The sequence below is a fragment of the Methanoculleus sp. UBA291 genome, from assembly GCF_002499755.1.
GTDB classification, from domain to species: Archaea; Halobacteriota; Methanomicrobia; order Methanomicrobiales; family Methanoculleaceae; genus Methanoculleus; species Methanoculleus palmolei.
The window spans coordinates 40,731-55,785 of sequence record NZ_DANC01000007.1; the positions used below are offsets into that span (position 1 = coordinate 40,731).

19 protein-coding genes are annotated in these 15,055 nt (G+C 63.6%); 13 read left to right on the forward strand and 6 right to left on the reverse strand.

What is annotated here, in order from left to right:
• The first annotated feature begins 2 nt into the window (after positions 1-2).
• The 4 genes from BP737_RS01775 to BP737_RS01790 all read left to right on the forward strand — a co-directional run bounded on the left by BP737_RS01775 (position 3) and on the right by BP737_RS01790 (position 3,387).
• Entirely contained in the window at positions 3-659 is a 657-nt protein-coding gene (locus tag BP737_RS01775; protein ID WP_292410029.1) for a MarC family protein, read from the forward strand.
• A complete protein-coding gene (locus tag BP737_RS01780; protein WP_292410027.1) occupies positions 656-1,630 on the forward strand; it encodes a phosphatase PAP2 family protein in 975 nt (324 codons plus the stop codon). Before BP737_RS01775 ends, BP737_RS01780 begins: the two co-directional genes overlap by 4 nt.
• 208 nt (positions 1,631-1,838) lie before the next feature.
• The gene (locus BP737_RS01785; RefSeq protein WP_292410026.1) at positions 1,839-2,297 is read left to right on the forward strand and encodes an NfeD family protein; all 459 of its coding nucleotides are present in this window, start codon (positions 1,839-1,841) and stop codon (positions 2,295-2,297) included.
• Between the two features lies 1 nt (position 2,298).
• A complete protein-coding gene (locus BP737_RS01790; protein ID WP_292410025.1) occupies positions 2,299-3,387 on the forward strand; it encodes an SPFH domain-containing protein in 1,089 nt (362 codons plus the stop codon).
• A 266-nt stretch (positions 3,388-3,653) separates the two neighbouring features.
• On the opposite strand, the gene BP737_RS01795 is transcribed toward BP737_RS01790, so the two are convergent.
• Complete coding sequence (locus BP737_RS01795; protein WP_292410024.1) at positions 3,654-4,985, reverse strand: site-2 protease family protein; 1,332 nt, start codon at positions 4,983-4,985, stop codon at positions 3,654-3,656.
• 40 nt (positions 4,986-5,025) lie between these two features.
• Entirely contained in the window at positions 5,026-5,655 is a 630-nt protein-coding gene (rnhB, locus tag BP737_RS01800; RefSeq protein ID WP_292410022.1) for a ribonuclease HII, read from the reverse strand.
• A gap of 55 nt (positions 5,656-5,710) precedes the next feature.
• On the opposite strand from rnhB, the gene BP737_RS01805 reads away from it, so the two are divergent.
• A complete protein-coding gene (locus BP737_RS01805; protein WP_292410021.1) occupies positions 5,711-6,376 on the forward strand; it encodes a potassium channel family protein in 666 nt (221 codons plus the stop codon).
• Here BP737_RS01805 and BP737_RS01810 read toward each other — a convergent pair.
• Both BP737_RS01810 and BP737_RS01815 read right to left on the reverse strand, forming a co-directional pair.
• Complete coding sequence (locus BP737_RS01810) at positions 6,368-7,564, reverse strand: NAD(P)/FAD-dependent oxidoreductase (protein ID WP_292410019.1); 1,197 nt, start codon at positions 7,562-7,564, stop codon at positions 6,368-6,370. The two genes, BP737_RS01805 and BP737_RS01810, sit on opposite strands and share 9 nt — an antisense overlap.
• A complete protein-coding gene (locus BP737_RS01815; RefSeq protein ID WP_292410017.1) occupies positions 7,554-7,730 on the reverse strand; it encodes a 4Fe-4S binding protein in 177 nt (58 codons plus the stop codon). Before BP737_RS01815 ends, BP737_RS01810 begins: the two co-directional genes overlap by 11 nt.
• A 191-nt stretch (positions 7,731-7,921) precedes the next feature.
• On the opposite strand from BP737_RS01815, the gene cbiT reads away from it, so the two are divergent.
• From cbiT to BP737_RS01855, 8 genes are read left to right on the forward strand one after another with little or no spacing between them, the layout of a single operon-like run.
• On the forward strand, positions 7,922-8,452 hold the full coding sequence (gene cbiT, locus BP737_RS01820; RefSeq protein ID WP_292410015.1) for a precorrin-6Y C5,15-methyltransferase (decarboxylating) subunit CbiT: 531 nt from the start codon (positions 7,922-7,924) through the stop codon (positions 8,450-8,452).
• A complete protein-coding gene (locus BP737_RS01825; protein ID WP_292410013.1) occupies positions 8,443-9,060 on the forward strand; it encodes a cobalt-factor II C(20)-methyltransferase in 618 nt (205 codons plus the stop codon). The genes cbiT and BP737_RS01825 overlap by 10 nt, the downstream gene beginning before the upstream one ends.
• Positions 9,053-9,769, forward strand: a complete 717-nt coding sequence (cobM, locus tag BP737_RS01830) for a precorrin-4 C(11)-methyltransferase (RefSeq protein ID WP_292410011.1) — start codon at positions 9,053-9,055, stop codon at positions 9,767-9,769. Before BP737_RS01825 ends, cobM begins: the two co-directional genes overlap by 8 nt.
• Positions 9,766-10,638, forward strand: coding sequence for a cobalt-precorrin 5A hydrolase (cbiG, locus tag BP737_RS01835; protein WP_292410009.1), 873 nt, complete (start codon positions 9,766-9,768; stop codon positions 10,636-10,638). Before cobM ends, cbiG begins: the two co-directional genes overlap by 4 nt.
• Positions 10,607-11,401, forward strand: coding sequence for a precorrin-3B C(17)-methyltransferase (gene cobJ / locus BP737_RS01840; protein WP_292410007.1), 795 nt, complete (start codon positions 10,607-10,609; stop codon positions 11,399-11,401). Before cbiG ends, cobJ begins: the two co-directional genes overlap by 32 nt.
• Entirely contained in the window at positions 11,349-12,029 is a 681-nt protein-coding gene (locus BP737_RS01845) for a precorrin-8X methylmutase (protein ID WP_292410005.1), read from the forward strand. Before cobJ ends, BP737_RS01845 begins: the two co-directional genes overlap by 53 nt.
• Positions 12,010-13,023 carry a cobalt-precorrin-5B (C(1))-methyltransferase gene (locus BP737_RS01850; protein WP_292410102.1) on the forward strand — a complete coding sequence of 338 codons (1,014 nt, stop codon included), beginning with the start codon at positions 12,010-12,012 and terminating at the stop codon, positions 13,021-13,023. The genes BP737_RS01845 and BP737_RS01850 overlap by 20 nt, the downstream gene beginning before the upstream one ends.
• Positions 13,020-13,592 carry a cobalt-precorrin-7 (C(5))-methyltransferase gene (locus BP737_RS01855; protein WP_292410003.1) on the forward strand — a complete coding sequence of 191 codons (573 nt, stop codon included), beginning with the start codon at positions 13,020-13,022 and terminating at the stop codon, positions 13,590-13,592. Before BP737_RS01850 ends, BP737_RS01855 begins: the two co-directional genes overlap by 4 nt.
• A 22-nt stretch (positions 13,593-13,614) precedes the next feature.
• On the opposite strand, the gene BP737_RS01860 is transcribed toward BP737_RS01855, so the two are convergent.
• Together BP737_RS01860 and BP737_RS01865 are read right to left on the reverse strand one after the other, a co-directional pair.
• Positions 13,615-13,965: a transposase gene (locus tag BP737_RS01860; RefSeq protein ID WP_292410001.1), complete on the reverse strand. Its 351-nt coding sequence runs from the start codon at positions 13,963-13,965 to the stop codon at positions 13,615-13,617.
• 88 nt (positions 13,966-14,053) lie between these two features.
• Positions 14,054-14,992 carry a DNA adenine methylase gene (locus BP737_RS01865; RefSeq protein WP_292409999.1) on the reverse strand — a complete coding sequence of 313 codons (939 nt, stop codon included), beginning with the start codon at positions 14,990-14,992 and terminating at the stop codon, positions 14,054-14,056.
• Between the last annotated feature and the right edge of the window lie 63 nt (positions 14,993-15,055).

Below are 15,055 nucleotides of genomic sequence, written 5' to 3' on the forward strand. Positions count from 1 at the left end.
GAATGGACCTGATCGCCGAAGTTGTCGGGTTTGTGGGGTTCAGCCTTGTTTCGGTCGCGTCCATCGTCGCGGTGATGAACCCGGCCTCCACGGTTGCCGTATATACGGCGCTCACCGAGGGGATGGGCTGGAGCGAACGCCATAAGGTTATCAGGACCTCCATGAAGATCGCGCTCATCGTGCTCGTCTTCTTCGCCCTCACCGGGCAGTTGATCTTCTCGATCTTCAACATCACCGTCCCGGCGTTCCAGATCGCCGGCGGCATCCTGCTCATCAGCGTGGCGACCGGGATGCTCGGTACAAAGTCCGAGACCTACTCGGCCGAGAACCTGGAAAACGTCGCCGTTGTCCCGCTGGCCTTTCCGCTCTCGTGCGGACCCGGGACGATCACGACGGTGATCCTGCTTGCCTCGGGGCCGGAGGGTATCACCGGCCTTGTTGCCGTCTTTCTCGGGATCGTCGTGGCCCTCGGCATCTCCTACGTGGGGATGATCTACGGCCCCCGGATCTTCTCGCTCATCGGGGAGGGAGGGCTGCGGGTCGTCCCGAAACTGATGGCGATCATCGTCCTTGCGATAGCCATCCAGTTCATCATCAACGGGATCGCGGCGGCGATGCCCCAGCTGCTGGCGAACCTTGACCTCACCGGGCTTGTATGATCGATAGCGAGATCGCGCTCATCCGGGCGCTTCAGGAGCAAGCGGCGTGGCTCGAGGCTCCGATGCAGTTTTTCTCGTTCCTCGGGCAGCCGGAGTTCTACCTGCTCGTCGTCCCACTCCTCTACTGGTGCCGGGACCCGCGCCTCGGCCTTCGTCTCGGGCTCCTCATGGGGATATCGAGCGGGATCAACGAGGCTCTGAAGGTCGCGTTTCACCTCCCCCGCCCCTACTGGGTGAGTCCGGAGGTTCGGGCGCTTGAGAGTTATCCGTCGTTCGGCCTGCCGTCGGCGCACGCCCAGGGGGCGGTGACGTTCTGGGGGCTGATCGCCGCCACCGTCCGGCGGAGGTGGTTCTCCGCTTTTGCGGTCGCTCTGATCTTCCTCATCGGCGCGTCAAGGGTCTTTCTCGGGGTCCACTACCCGGCCGACGTCGTTGCGGGCTGGGTTTTCGGTATCGCCGTCCTCATTGCGTTCTTTGCCCTCGAAGAGCCGGTGGGCCGCCGGGTCGCCGCCCTCCCGCTCTCCCGGCAGGTGCTGCTCGCGTTCGCCGGCTCTCTTGCCCTGGCCCTGGCCTCGTTTGCCGCCCTCGCGTCCCTCGGCGACTGGGAGGTTCCCGCGTCCTGGGCGGCTGGGGCGCTTGAACGGTCGGGGGAGCCGATCCATCCGCTCTTCCTCCGTGACGCCGTCACTGCGTCCGGGCTCTTCTTCGGGTTTGCGGCCGGTGCGGCCGCGGAGCATCGCCGGTGGAGCATGTGCGTCCTCGGAACGGGACCCGTCCGCCTGCTCCGCTACGTCTTCGGGATCACCGTGACCGGGGTGATCTGGTTCGGGCTCGGGCTTCTCGTCCCGCCCGACCCCGTCCCTGCTGCCTCTCTCGTCCAGTTCCTCCGGGCCGCCGCCGCCGGCGCCTGGGTCTCGTTCGGTGCTCCGGCGGTCTTTGCTCGCGCAAACCCGGCTCGGGGCGGAGCATAAGGCAGAAGGCTCCATCCCCCGGCAGATGAGGTCCGCCCTGCCGGCGCGGAGAGCGGAATGGAATCACTATCCGCGCTGGACCGGACGCCCGAAGATGGTTTTCGGACCTGCATCTCCGCCATGGAGCGGCCCCGTGCCGCCGCGGATGGAACCCGGTTGATAACGTCTTTTCAGCAGGCTTTTATAGCCTCAAGCCGACTCGATCTCTATGCTTGTAGAGGGGCTCGCTCTTGGCTGGATACTGATCGTTCTCGGGGCGGTGCTGCTCCTGGTTGAGGTCTACCAGCCCGGGTTCTTCATCGCCGTTCCCGCGACGGTCCTGATCATCCTCGGGGCCCTCCTCCTCCTCGGCGTCGATATCTTCAGTTCTCCCTGGGGCCTGATTATCGGGGTTCTGGCGGCACTCGCCGCGGCTGCCGTCACCGTCTGGCTCTACAGCCGTCTGACGCCGGGAAAAGAGCCGCCGAGGACGCTCTCCCGGGACTCACTCGTCGGTCTCGAAGGGACGGTGGTCGTGCCGGTCGATCCGGAGACGCTCGCGGGGAAGGTGCGGCTTGGAAGCATGGAGTGGAGTGCGCGTTCCGAGTCCGGGCGGATCCCGGCCGGAAGACGGGTTATCGTCGTCCGCTCCGAGGGAGTGCATGTTGTTGTGAAGGAGGTTATGTAAAATGCTTTTTACCGGGGATGTCCCCTGGATCGGTCTGATTACGATCTTTCTGATCATTGTTATCGTCATCATCTTCACCCGCGGCGTGGTGGTTGTGCAGCCGTACGAGCAGGGTCTCCAGATCCGTCTGGGGCGCTACATCGGGAGGATGAACCCCGGGTTCCGGTGGGTAATCCCGCTGATCACGGTGGTCAAGAAACTCGACCTCCGCACAGAGGTGATGGACGTCCCGCGGCAGGAGGTGATCACGAAGGATAACTCCCCGACGAACGTGGACGCGATCGTCTACGTCCGGGTGATCGACCCCGAGAAGGCCTACTTCGAGGTGATGAATTACCGGTCGGCGACTGTGGCGCTGGCACAGACGAGCCTGCGTGGGATCATCGGCGACATGGAACTCGACGAGGTTCTCTACAACCGGGATGTCATCAACGCCCGCCTCCGGGATATCCTGGACCGGGAGACCGACGCCTGGGGCGTGAAGGTCGAGCGGGTGGAGATCAAAGAGGTCGACCCGGCCGGTGCGGTCAAGCAGGCGATGACCGAGCAGACCGCGGCCGAGCGGGAGCGGCGTGCCGCGATCCTCCGTGCGGACGGCGAGAAGCGGTCTGCTATCCTCAAGGCGGAGGGTAACCGGCAGAGCATCATTCTGGAGGCCGAAGGCGAACGGCAGAGCAAGATCCTGCGGGCCGAGGGTGAGCGACTGTCGAAGATCCTGCAGGCGCAGGGTGAGGCGCAGGGGCTGCGCATCCTCTCGGTCGGCTCCCGGCCGCTGGACCGGCGTGCGATCACGGTGCTCTCTCTCGATGCCTTAAAGAAGATGGCCGAGGGCCAGGCGACGAAGATCATCTTCCCGTTCGAGTTATCGAGCGTTGTCAAGCAGGCCGCCGAGTACCTCGGCGCTACGGTTGAGGCTCCCGAGGTTCCCGAAGGCACGGAAGTGCCGCCGGAGGATATCCTCGGGGATATCCCGAGCCGGGAGGAACTCCGTGCCGCGGAGGAGGCGGCACGGAGCATCGAGACCGACGTCGACGTGGAAATACAGCCGAAGAAGCCGCGGGACGTGGTCGGGAAGGACGAGGGACTCTAACCCCTCCGTTCCTTCCGGGAATCGTCCTGCCCTATTTTTGTATGATGGTCTTTTAAATCGTCTATCCTAGAAAATTACTTACTGCCTTTCCCTTCTTGCCGGTACGGTCCGTCATCAGGGTTCCTTGACGTTCGCCCTCCCGCGCGGCGACCTCCCGCGCGGCGAACCCTGATGCACCGTGAACCCGGGATGGATCGACCGCCCGAAGAACTACGCGCCGGAGGAGGTCCTTGAAGTGGTGGCGTCCCGATGGGAAAAAGAGGGTTCTACCCGATCGTCAGCACGAATCGCACCGCTGCGACGATTATCGGCATCGTGATGAGGAGGATCAGCATCAGCATGACGAACCCGCTGATCGAGGCGACGACCCGCTGCGCATACCGGGACCAGCCCAGCCGCTCAAAGAACCGTTCGACCCCTTCCTTCATCATATAGCCGCCGTCGAGCGGGACGATCGGGATTGCGTTGAACATCCCGACCAGAAGGTTGAACCACCCGGTCCAGAAGAAGAGGTGGACCGTGCCCCAGAAGAAGGGGAACGGCTCCTCCCAGGCTATCTGCTCGGGGGTGTCGGTGAGGAGGATCCCGAGTTGCAGTGAGTTACTCAGGATGAAGGCGTCGATCGGCGCAATCGTCAGGTAGAGCGGAGCAAGAAGGCCGAGATCCGCAATTCTCCCGAGATTCTCCTTCACCGTGGGCGCGCTGTAGTAGTAGACTCCCATGAACCCGGAACTCCGGTCGTCGGCAAGTTCTTCCGGCCACTCGTCCAGGGTGAGCGTATACGTACTCTTCGCTCCGTCTTTCTCTGCCGTCAGCGCGACCGTGTCTCCCGGTTGCGTCCCTCCCATGACCGTCGCAATCTCTTCCTGGCTCGTCACCGGGACGCCGTTTATGCTCGTGATGACCGAGTAGCCGGGGAGGCCTGCTTCGGCCGCGGGGTAGTCCTGGTAGACCCCCTGGACGAGCGGTGTGGATAGGGGCGTCGCCATCCCCACGAGGAGGAACATCAGGCCGAAACAGACCAGGCCGACGACGATGTTGTTTGTGATCCCGGCGCCGAGCATCCGTATCTTCGGCATCCCCTTCGCCGCTTCCACATCTTCCTCATCGGGTTCGACGAACGCACCTATCGGGATCACGGCAATGAGAAGGCCCATACTCCGAACCCGCATATCCTCGACCCGGGCGAGGATGGCGTGGCCGAACTCGTGAATGATCATCGTGAGCAGAAGGCCGATGACGACGGCTGCAGTGATCGGTATCGCCTCGTTGACCCCGGGGATCGCGAGGATATTCCGTGGGTCGTAGATCCCGGTCGGGTCCGGAGTCTGCACCAGGTTCTGAGAGACCGTGAGAACCATGGCAAACGTCATGAAGGCCGAGACCACGACGACCATAACGACCCCGAGCGTTGCGTAGGCCCGAAGCGCCGTCTTGAATTTTCGGAACCAGTCGAAGAAGCCGACCCGGTCGGTCTTGATCCCCATGATGGGGCCGAAGAACACGACATGATCGCGAAACAGCCCCCGGTCACGAATATAATGGGCAATCAGGAGGTATGCCGCGACGAGCAGGAGGAGTATCAGGAGCCAGTTCATCACTCAGGGTTGGCGCGCACAAACTATAAATTCTTCCGGATTACGAGAAGTCCTGCATCGTTGTCTGGTAGAGGTTCGCCACCGTCTTCCAGCTCCGGCGGGCGCAGGGCGGCGGGCTCCCGTAATTCTTGATATAGTCCCGAAGAAAATCGATTGTCACCGCATCGGAGGGGTAACCGCTGCCGATCTTCCCGTACTGCTCCCCAAGTTCCTTGATTGCCCGGTCCCGGGTGACCTTCGCGACGATGCTCGCCGCACCGACGATCTTGTAACGGGCGTCCGCCCGATGTTCTGCGATGATCTTGCAGGGAAACCCGAGATGATGCGCAACTATCCGGCCGTAACGCTCGGCATTTACGTCGCAGGCGTCGACGTAGGCAGATTCCGGCTGAAGTCCCGTGATCGCCTCGGCATGGAGTTTTGCAACACACTCGTTCATGCTCATCCGCGTCCGAACCTCGTCGATCTCGGCGGCATCGATGGTGACGATCGAGATCGAAAAATCATGGAAGAGGATCTCGTAGAGGACCTCGCGCTGCTTCGGCCGGAGGACCTTCGAGTCCCGGATGGGAAGGGCTGCGAGGTCCTCAGTCGCCCGGCACCCAACGGCGGCAACCACCATCGGGCCGAGGACTGAGCCCTTCCCCGCTTCATCTACCCCGCAGATCACACTCTTTTGGTTTATTCGCAAGGTATTTCAATGCCGACGATTGAAACCCTCTGGAATGTACACCATCATTGTGGGCCTGGGTGGAATCGGCCGGAGTCTGGCTGCGATCGCTGTCAACGCCGGCGACTCCGTGGTGGTGATCGACCAGGATGAGGAGCGTGCGAGCGATATTCTGGAGCACTTCGACGTCCTCGCCATCACCGGAAACGCAACCGATAAATCCGTGCTGGAGGATGCCGGGATTGACCGGGCCGATGCTCTCGTCGCTACCACGAGCGACGACGCCGTAAACCTGATGACCTGCTGGCTCGCCAAACGCTACAAGGTCGGAACCGTCGTCTCGATCGTCAACCAGAAGGAGCACTCCGACCTTTTCAACGAGGTCGGGGTGAAGATCAGTGAGAATCCCGACGAACTGGTGGCGACCCGGCTCTACTACTGGGCAAAGAGCCCGAACCTCCAGCAGGTCGCCTCGATCCCCGGCGGCACCATCTTCGAGATTGTCGCTGAAGAGGGCGCACCCATCGTGGATCACGAGATCCGGGACCTTGAGGTCAGGGACTTCGTCTTCATCGCCATCCGGCGTGCCGGGGGCGACCTCATCATCCCGAGCGGCACCGTCCGTATCCGGCCCGGGGACGTCATCACGGTCTTTACAAAAAAAGAAGCGGAGGGGGAGACGCTAAAGACTCTCAACAGGCAACTGAGACGGTCAGGCTAGCATGTCTTTGAGCGCCTTGAGTTCGAGAAGCATCTTCGGGTTCCGCTTGATCAGTTCCTTGATGAGCGTCGAGACCGAGAACTCTTTGAGGCTGATATTGGCGATCGAGGCCGCGAGAGTGTTGAGTTTCTTATCGTCGAGAGTGATGAAATACTCCTTGACCTTGTAGTTCCGCTCGATGATCCTGCCCATGTGGGATGCCCGCCATCCGGCATCATAGGTCATCAGCGCTTCTTTCGAGCAGTCCCCCGCCGAGATGCACTCCGAGGCCACCTGAGCGGCAAGCCTTCCGGTGAACATGGCGTTGCCGATCCCGCCGCCGGTGAGGGGGTCGACGACTCGTGCCGCATCGCCGATGACCATGAGGCCGTCGGCGACCGTGCAGGCGAGCGGTCGGCAGACCGGAACGCCGCCTACGATTGCCTCGATCATCTTCCCGTCCGGGAAGTTCTTTGCAACGAACCGGTCCAGGTAATCCTTTGCCCGGGACCCGTCCCGGCTTTTGCGGCCGGATATGCCGATCCCGACGTTTGCCGTCCGGTCGCCTTTGGGGAAGACCCAGAGGTAACCTTCGGGCGCGACTTCGTTGCCCAGATAAAAGTCCGTCGAGCCTGCGTCGATGTCGATACCGGTCATCAGGTACTGGGCGCAGCTCATCATCTCCCGGAGGGGTACGGTGGTGTCGAGCCCGGCCCGGCGGGCGAACTGCGCCTCCGTGCCGTCGGCGGCGAGGACCACTTCGGCCCGGATCTCGGCCGGCGTTCCGGATGAGAGCACCTTCGCGCCCCGGACCCCCCCGTTCTCCATGATCGGTTCGGTCGCCCGGGTCTTGACGACGACGTCCGCACCGGCCTCGGCTGCCTGCCAGACGAGTTCCCGGTCGAAGACCTTCCGGTCGAGAACGTAGCCGACCTCGTTTCCGGCTTTGTCCTGCTCAAGACTGACGGTGGTGCCGTCCGGAGAGATGAGACGGGCGCGTTCGATCTCCGCGGAGATCCAGCGCGGGTCCGGCTTGATGTACTCCTTTAAGAGTTCTTTCCCTACCCCCTCCGCGCATCGGACCGGTGTGCCGATGGCGGAACGTTTTTCGATGAGGCAGACCGAATTCCCGGCTCTGGCTGCCGTCTTCGCCGCAAGAGCACCGGCGGGGCCGCCCCCGACGACGAGTATATCGTAACTACTCTTCATGGACGACCTCCAGTGCTCCGAGCGGGCACGCCCGTGCGCAGATACCGCAGGCGATACAATCCCGTTCAAGGCTGAGATAGGCATCGATCAGTTCGAGGGCATCCTCGGGACAGACTGCAACGCAGGTGCCGCAGTATCCACACTTGTCTCGGTTTATCCTGAGCATCGTATCTACGTTGTTGTTGTGATCGCAAAAACCTTTATGTTCTCCGGTTCCGGGATGCGCCGGGGCCCCCTGTCCGGTTGCGCAATCGACAGGGCGTTCTCCCGCGCCGATGACGACACAGCGTAACCCGGGTCATCCACTGGGCTATTTAATATAAACGAGCACAAATTTATCTGGGAAATGGGGATGCTATGGGACTGAAAGGTGGGCCTACGCAGGACGAAGTCATGGCCGTCTCTCTCGCGAAACTCAAAATTCGCCCGGGCGACCGGGTCGCCGACGTCGGATGCGGGACCGGGAAGGTCGCCATCGCTGCATCGAAGATCGCGGAGCACGTCTACGCGATCGACAAAAGGTCGGAGGCGATCGCCTGCGCCCGGGGGGAGGCGGCTGCCGTCGGCGCCGGGAACATCGAGTTTTTCGAGGGGGACGCAGTCGACATCCTCCCGGGCATCGGCCGGCTCGATGCTGCCTTCGTCGGGGGGTCCCGCCGCCTGCCGGAGGTCCTCGCTCTCCTCGCTGACGCGGTGCAGGGAAGGATCGTCGTGAACGCGGTGATGGTCGGGACGCTCTCCGAGGCGATTGCAAGCATGCAGCGCCTCGGGATCTTCGTCGAGGCCGTCCACCTTCAGGTCTCCCGGTCTGCCGAGATCGCCGGGGGAGTGATGTTTAAACCCATAAACCCGGTCTATGTCATCGTCGGGGGTTCCGGATGCTCGTAGGGGTGGGGCTCGGCCCCGGCGACCCGGAACTTCTGACGCTGCGGGCGGTTCGGCTCCTTCGCGAAGCAACGATGGTATTCGTCCCCGGAAACCTCGCCTTTGACCTTGTGCGGTCGTACCGTCCCGATGCCGTCGTCCTCAACTTCCCGATGACGAACGACGAGGCTTACATCCGGCGGTGTCTTGAAGAGAACGCCGACCGGATTGCTCCGTACGCAAAAGAGGGGCTTGCGGTCTATGGGATCATCGGGGACCCGAACTTTTACTCGACCTTCTCCCGGCTCTGCGAGGTGATTACCGCCCGCTATCCGGACGTTACCTTTTCAACCGAACCGGGGATCAGTTCCATCACTGCGTTCGCCTCGGTGGCGAACATCCCGGTGGCCGGGGGGTTCTTCGTCTCGGACGGGAATGGTCCCGAGTCGCGGATCTTCATGAAGGTCCGGCGCCCGGCGGCGCTTGCGGCCGACCTCCGGAGAGAAGGCTATTCGGAGTTCGTCCTCGTCGAGCGGATGTTCCTTCCCGGACAGCAGGTCTACCGGGGGGACGATCTGCCTGAAAAGAGCGATTATTTCTCGATCCTCTTTGCGAGGCGGTCGCATGCATAAGGTCTATATCGTGGGTGCGGGGCCCGGGGCGCCGGATCTTGTCACCGTCCGGGGGATGGACCTCATCCGGCGGGCGGATGTCCTCATCTATGCGGGGTCGCTTGTGAACCCGGCGCTCGTGGCGGAGTCCGGCGCGGAGCTGAAACTTGACAGCTGGGGGATGACCCTTGAAGAGATCGTCGATGCCGTCGAGGAGCACGCCCGGGCCGGAAAACTCGTGGTCCGGCTTCACTCCGGCGACCCGGCGCTGTACGGGGCGATTGTCGAGCAGATGGCGGAGTTCTCGCGGCGCGGGATCGAGGCCGAGATAGTCCCCGGCGTCTCGTCGCTCTTTGCGGCAGCTGCAGCGCTCAAGACCCAGTTCACGCTCCGCGACGTCTCCGAGAGCCTGATCGTCACCCGTCCGGCGGGGACGACGCTTGCGGAGGACAGGATCGCCGAGTTTTCCCGGCTCGGGCAGACGATGGTGGTCTTCCTCGGGACCGAGCGGATGGAGGAGGTCCTCGCCCGGCTGGAGTGCCCCCCGGACACCCCGGCGGCGGTCGTCTATCACGCCTCCTGGCCCGACCAGAAGATCGTCCGGGGGACGGTGACGGATGTCGCGGCAAAGGCCCGGGCGGCCGGGATCGAGCGGACGGCGCTGATCGTCATTGGGAAAGTGATTGACCCGGAAACGTCGGGGTTCGGGAGGTCGGTCCTCTACTCATGACCGGGACGGCCGTGATCGCGCTTGAGCGGTTCCTCCCCGACGCCCGCCGGATAGCGAACGCGCTCGGCGCCGACGTCATCCCCTACAGTCCGGAAGCCTTCCGGACGGCGTTTGCCGACTACGGCCGGATCATCGCCCTGATGTCGGCCGGGATCGCCGTTCGGGGGATCGCCCCGCTCCTCACCGACAAGTGGCGGGACCCGGCGGTGGTGGTGGTCGGCCCGGACCTGCGCTATGCCGTCCCGGTCGTCGGCGGCCACCACGGAGCAAACGACCTTGCCCGGGACCTTGCCGCCCTCGGGATCGAGCCGGTGATCACGACCGCGACCGAGGCCCTTGGTTTGGAATCGGTCGAGGGGTTCGCCGTTCGGTCGGGATGCGATATCGTGAATCGCGACTCCACCCGGGCGGTGAACGCCGCGATTCTGGATGCCGACGTGCCCCTCTACACGATCGCCGGTCCGGGGCTCGTCGTCGCGGGGCCGGGGGTCGCCCTCCTCGTCCGGAAGGGGGAGTACGCCGTCGGCGTCGGGTGCCGGAAGGGCGTCGGGGCGGACGAAGTGGCTGCCGCTATCCGGCAGGCGCTCGAAATGGCCGGGATCGCCCCCGAGGAGGTCCTCGTCTACGCGACGACCGCAAAGAAGCGCGGGGAGGAGGGCCTCCTCCGGGCCGTCGCGGAGATGGGCGGCAACCTCGTTTTCCTGGACGACGATACACTTAACGCGGAGGAGGCGCCAACCCCTTCACGGGCCTCCCTTATCGGGCTTGCCGGGGTTGCGGAACCTGCGGCCCTCGCGGTCTCGAAGCGGAAAGAATTGGTTCTTGCCAAACAGGCGTATGGGAGTGTTACCGTTGCAATCGCGCGATAGTGAAGGAAGACTGTATATCGTCGGGACCGGTCCCGGCAACCTGCTGCAGATGACGCCCCGGGCGTTCGCCGCCCTCGACGAAGCCGACTGCGTCATCGGCAACGGGTTCTATCTTGACCTGGTCAGGCCGATGCTCGCCGGAAAAGAGGTTATTCGGAGCAGCATGGGCCGGGAAGTCGACCGGGCGGAGAAAGCCCTTGCTCTCGCACGGGACCGCGTCGTTGCGATGGTGAGCGGCGGCGACGCCGGGGTTTACGGGATGGCGAGCATCGTCCTTGAGGTAGCCGAACGTTCGGCTACGGCGGTCCCGATCGAGGTCATTCCCGGCATCACGGCCGCGGTCTCGGCGGCAGCGCGGTTGGGCTCGCCTCTCTCGGGCGATTACGTCACGATGAGCCTCTCGGACCTCCTGACACCCTGGGAGGAGATCGAGCGAAGGCTCGACCTCGCGTTCCGGATGCGGGTGCCGGTCGTCCTCTACAATCCCCGGTCCCGGGGGCGGCCGCACAACCTGGATACCGCGATCGAGATCGCCAGCCGCCACCTCCCCGGCGAGACGCCGGTCGGGGTGGTCAAGAACGCCTACCGGGAAGGGGAGGAACGGTTGATCACGACGCTTGGAGAGTTTAACGACCACATTACCTTCGTGGATATGCACTCGATCGTCTTTGTCGGCGGAGGAGAAACGAGGATCTGGAGGAATGAGACGGATGCGAGAGGAATCATCACGCCCCGGGGATACCACCGGAAATACGTATACTGACCTTGCGGCGGTCACCCCGGAGGCTTATGCGATAGCGAGTATGAGCCGGAACCTGGCCCGGCAGCGGGTGGGGAACGCCACCCCCGAGGACCGGATCCGGCAGCGGTGCTCTATAGCGGTCGGCGATTTTGCGATGGCCGATCTGATGCGGTTTGCTGGCGACCCGGTTAAAGCGGGTCTTGCCGCACTTGAGCGGCGGGCTCCGGTCATCACCGATATCCGGATGGTGCAGGCGGGCATCCTGAAACGCGGGCATGCAAGCGAGGTCCTCTGCGCCCTCGATTTCGGCGAGGAGATCGCCCGGGAGCGCGGGATCACCCGGACGTCTGCCGGGTTCCTTGCCCTGCGGGACCGGATAGACGGTGCGGTTGTGGTCATCGGGAACGCCCCGTCCGCGCTCCTGGTCGTCTGCGATATGGTCCGGGAAGGCGTCCGGCCGGCACTGATTGTCGGGACGCCGGTGGGGTTTGTGAACGCGGCGGAGTCAAAGGAGGTGCTTCGTGCTCTCGACGTGCCGTCTGTCTCGAATGCCGGGACCCGGGGTGGAACGCCGGTCGCGGTAGCGGCGATAAACGAGATCGTCACGATCTTCGCCGAGCGTGCAGGTCATGCGGGACCCGGTTACTGACTTTGAGTATCCCGAAGCATGGGTTACGGCCTGCCGCTCCCCGGACCTCCTCCCCGACGTCCGGCGGGGCTTCGCGGTCCTGACGGCGTCGGGAACGGTCCTCCGCCGTGGGTTCACGACCGGGACGACGGCGGCCGCGGTCTGCAAGGCGGCGGTCCTCTCGCTCTCCTGCGAGACCGTGGACGGGGTGGAGGTCACCCTTCCCTGCGGTATTACGGTCAGGGTCCCGGTGGACGCCTATCGGGGACGGGCGTCGTGCTGGAAGGACGCCGGAGCCTATCCTTCGGACGCGACCGCGGGGCTCGAGTTCGTCGCGACCGCGGTCCCCTCTCTTTCGGGAGGGGTCCAGTTCGTCCCCGGTGAGGGTATCGGGAGTTTCGGCCGCAACACCCGCCGCCACCTGCAGGGGACGCCGGCGATCAGCGCCCCGGCACTCGACTGCATCAGGCGTTCAATCGATGAGGCGGTGGAGGAGGCGGGCCTTCATGGGACGACGGTCATTCTCACGGTTCCCCGGGGTGCGGAGGTGGCCCAGAAGACGCTGAATCCGAAGATCGGGGTGCATGGCGGGATATCGGTCCTCGGGACGACCGGGTTTGTGGAGCCCTGGGACGACCACGTGACGGAGGGGGTGCTCGACCGTATCGCCAGGGCTCCCCGGGGCGTCGTGCTGACGACCGGCCGGCTCGGCCTGCGCTATTCACGGCTCTTCTTCCCGGATCGCGAGGCTGTCCTCGTGGGGAACCACCTTTCGGAGGCGCTGCAGGCGGCCGACGGCGATACTGTGATCTGCGGACTTCCCGGCCTGATTTTGAAGTTCATGAACCCGAACGTGCTTTTCGGGACCGGGTGCGCAACGGTGGAGGAACTCTCGACGACACCGCAATGGGAAGAGGTGGCCGGCCGGGAACTTGCGGCGTTCCTGAACCGCTATCCCCGCGTCAGGGTTGTGATCGTCGATCGCGACGGCCGGGTCATCGGGGAGTCGCCGTGAAGATCGTCGGCGTTGGCTGCGGCCCGGGAATGCTGACCGCGGAGGCGGTGCGTGTTATCGCGGGTGCGTCGCTCATTTACGGGTCGGCCCGCGCAATCGCGCTTGCCCGGGAGACCATTCCGCCGGGATGCGAGGTGCACGAGATCACGGACTACCGGTGCCTCCGGCTTCTTCCGTCTCATGCGGTCGTCCTCTCGACGGGGGACCCGATGCTTGCGGGGCTTGGTTACCTCCCGGGCGAGGTGGTCCCGGGGATATCGTCCCTCCAGGTTGTTTTTGCCCGCCTGAAGGTTCCGCTGACGAAGGCGGCGGTTGTCTCGGCCCATGGAACGGACCACGCCCGGGCGGTCGCCGAAGCCCGGGAGGGAATCCTCGCGGGCCGGGTGGTCTTTCTCCTCGCCGATCCGGCCTTCTCGGTCGGGGCGCTCGCGGCCGTCCTCCCGCCGGAGACGCGGATCGCCGTCTGCGAGGACCTCGGGTACCCGGAAGAACGGATCGTCGTCGGGACGGCGGCGGAGCCCCCGATGCCCCGGGGAGGCCTGTTCGTGGTGGCGGCGGGAGAGTTTTAGGGTACGCCCACGGTGCATCGATTCAATCCGGGGGTGAGGCGCCCCTCAGTCCCGGTCTGGAGCCGCCGTCTTCTGCGGCGCACGGGCCGCTCGTCTCTCCCTTCCAGAACCAGTAGCCCGACCGGAGGAGGTCGAGGAAGATAGCCTGATATGTTCCCCGTTCGCAGAGTTCGAGGTGGTAGCGGTGCACCGTCGATTTCGTCCCGTACTTCCCCGGCACATCGCTCCAGGTGCACCCCGTGGTGAGGACATAGAGGACCCCGTTGAAGAGGTGTCGAGGATCTCGGCGGGGCCGGCCGATGTGAGGTTTCTGGGGCGGGAGATGTCTCTGAACGATCTCCCAGAGGTCGTCGTCGATCTCCCGGAATACCATGAATTTTCATATCGACCGGAGGGTCTTATACTTGTGGGATGGCCGGATCCTCCGGGGTTCCGGTCCCCGAAAATCGTTTGCCGGAGCGTTATCCTTCTCCGGAGTTTTGGGGATCGTAGTTCGTGACGATGATCTCGCAGATCTCGCCCCGCTTCCTCCCATCGCAGTTGATCATCCTTTTCGCCGGAATCCGGTCGATGTGATAGTCGGCGTAGAGTTCGTCAAAGAATCCGTCGCCTGGCTCGCTGTTCTTCGGATCGGAGTTGCTCAACATCAGTCTCGCACCCCTGGCGTCGCACCGTGCGTAGAATGCCGCAAGGCGCTTCTGGTCCTCATCGGTAAATCCGGTCTTTGAATACTGCGTGAACGACGACGTCCGGTTCAGGGGGCGGTACGGCGGGTCGAAGTAGACGAAGGCGTCTTCCGATACGTAAGGTTCCGACTGCGTAAAATCACCGAGATGAACGGTCGTATTCCGGAGTGCAGCGGAATCGGCCCGGAGCAGGTCTGCGCGCAGGATCTTCGGGTTACGGTACCTGCCGAACGGGACGTTAAACCCCCCGCGGGAGTTTACCCGATAGAGGCCGTTGAAGCAGGTCCTGTTGAGGAAGATGAACTGCCCGGCCCGTTCAATCCATCCGCTGTCGTAACGCCTGAAGTCGGTCTCTCCTCTCGCGCGGTTGAATGCCTCCCGCATGCGGTAATAATACTCTTTCCGCCCGGCATCGTTCTCCGAGAGAAATTCATTCGAGATCTCACTTAGATACCTGATGAGGCCAGAAACATCGTTCTTTACAACGTTGTACGCGAGGACCAGTTCCTCGTTGATGTCGAAGAGATGGCACTCCCGGAACCTGAAGATGCTGTTAAAATGGAAGTAAACCGCCCCTCCGCCGAGAAACGGTTCGACGAAGACCGGGAGGGCCCCCGTCTTGAGTTCTCCCGGGACCCTTCCGGTGAACGCATCAAGGAGTTGCGTCTTTCCTCCTGCCCATTTGAGGAACGGTCGCACGGTGGGTGCTGTCATCAGTCTCTTCCGTCGGCGTGGGTGCTTTTTTGTACCTCCAGAAGTTTGCTTTGAAACACATTA

Coding starts and splice junctions, on each gene's coding strand:
- BP737_RS01775 (WP_292410029.1), top strand. CDS start 3: ATGGACCTGATCGCCGAAGTTGTCGGGTTTGTGGGGTTCAGCCTTGTT.
- BP737_RS01780 (WP_292410027.1), top strand. CDS start 656: ATGATCGATAGCGAGATCGCGCTCATCCGGGCGCTTCAGGAGCAAGCG.
- BP737_RS01785 (WP_292410026.1), top strand. CDS start 1,839: ATGCTTGTAGAGGGGCTCGCTCTTGGCTGGATACTGATCGTTCTCGGG.
- BP737_RS01790 (WP_292410025.1), top strand. CDS start 2,299: ATGCTTTTTACCGGGGATGTCCCCTGGATCGGTCTGATTACGATCTTT.
- BP737_RS01795 (WP_292410024.1), bottom strand. CDS start 4,985: ATGAACTGGCTCCTGATACTCCTCCTGCTCGTCGCGGCATACCTCCTG.
- BP737_RS01805 (WP_292410021.1), top strand. CDS start 5,711: ATGTACACCATCATTGTGGGCCTGGGTGGAATCGGCCGGAGTCTGGCT.
- BP737_RS01810 (WP_292410019.1), bottom strand. CDS start 7,564: ATGAAGAGTAGTTACGATATACTCGTCGTCGGGGGCGGCCCCGCCGGT.
- BP737_RS01815 (WP_292410017.1), bottom strand. CDS start 7,730: ATGCTCAGGATAAACCGAGACAAGTGTGGATACTGCGGCACCTGCGTT.
- cbiT (WP_292410015.1), top strand. CDS start 7,922: ATGGGACTGAAAGGTGGGCCTACGCAGGACGAAGTCATGGCCGTCTCT.
- BP737_RS01825 (WP_292410013.1), top strand. CDS start 8,443: ATGCTCGTAGGGGTGGGGCTCGGCCCCGGCGACCCGGAACTTCTGACG.
- cobM (WP_292410011.1), top strand. CDS start 9,053: ATGCATAAGGTCTATATCGTGGGTGCGGGGCCCGGGGCGCCGGATCTT.
- cbiG (WP_292410009.1), top strand. CDS start 9,766: ATGACCGGGACGGCCGTGATCGCGCTTGAGCGGTTCCTCCCCGACGCC.
- cobJ (WP_292410007.1), top strand. CDS start 10,607: ATGGGAGTGTTACCGTTGCAATCGCGCGATAGTGAAGGAAGACTGTAT.
- BP737_RS01845 (WP_292410005.1), top strand. CDS start 11,349: ATGCGAGAGGAATCATCACGCCCCGGGGATACCACCGGAAATACGTAT.
- BP737_RS01850 (WP_292410102.1), top strand. CDS start 12,010: ATGCGGGACCCGGTTACTGACTTTGAGTATCCCGAAGCATGGGTTACG.
- BP737_RS01860 (WP_292410001.1), bottom strand. CDS start 13,965: ATGGTATTCCGGGAGATCGACGACGACCTCTGGGAGATCGTTCAGAGA.
- BP737_RS01865 (WP_292409999.1), bottom strand. CDS start 14,992: ATGACAGCACCCACCGTGCGACCGTTCCTCAAATGGGCAGGAGGAAAG.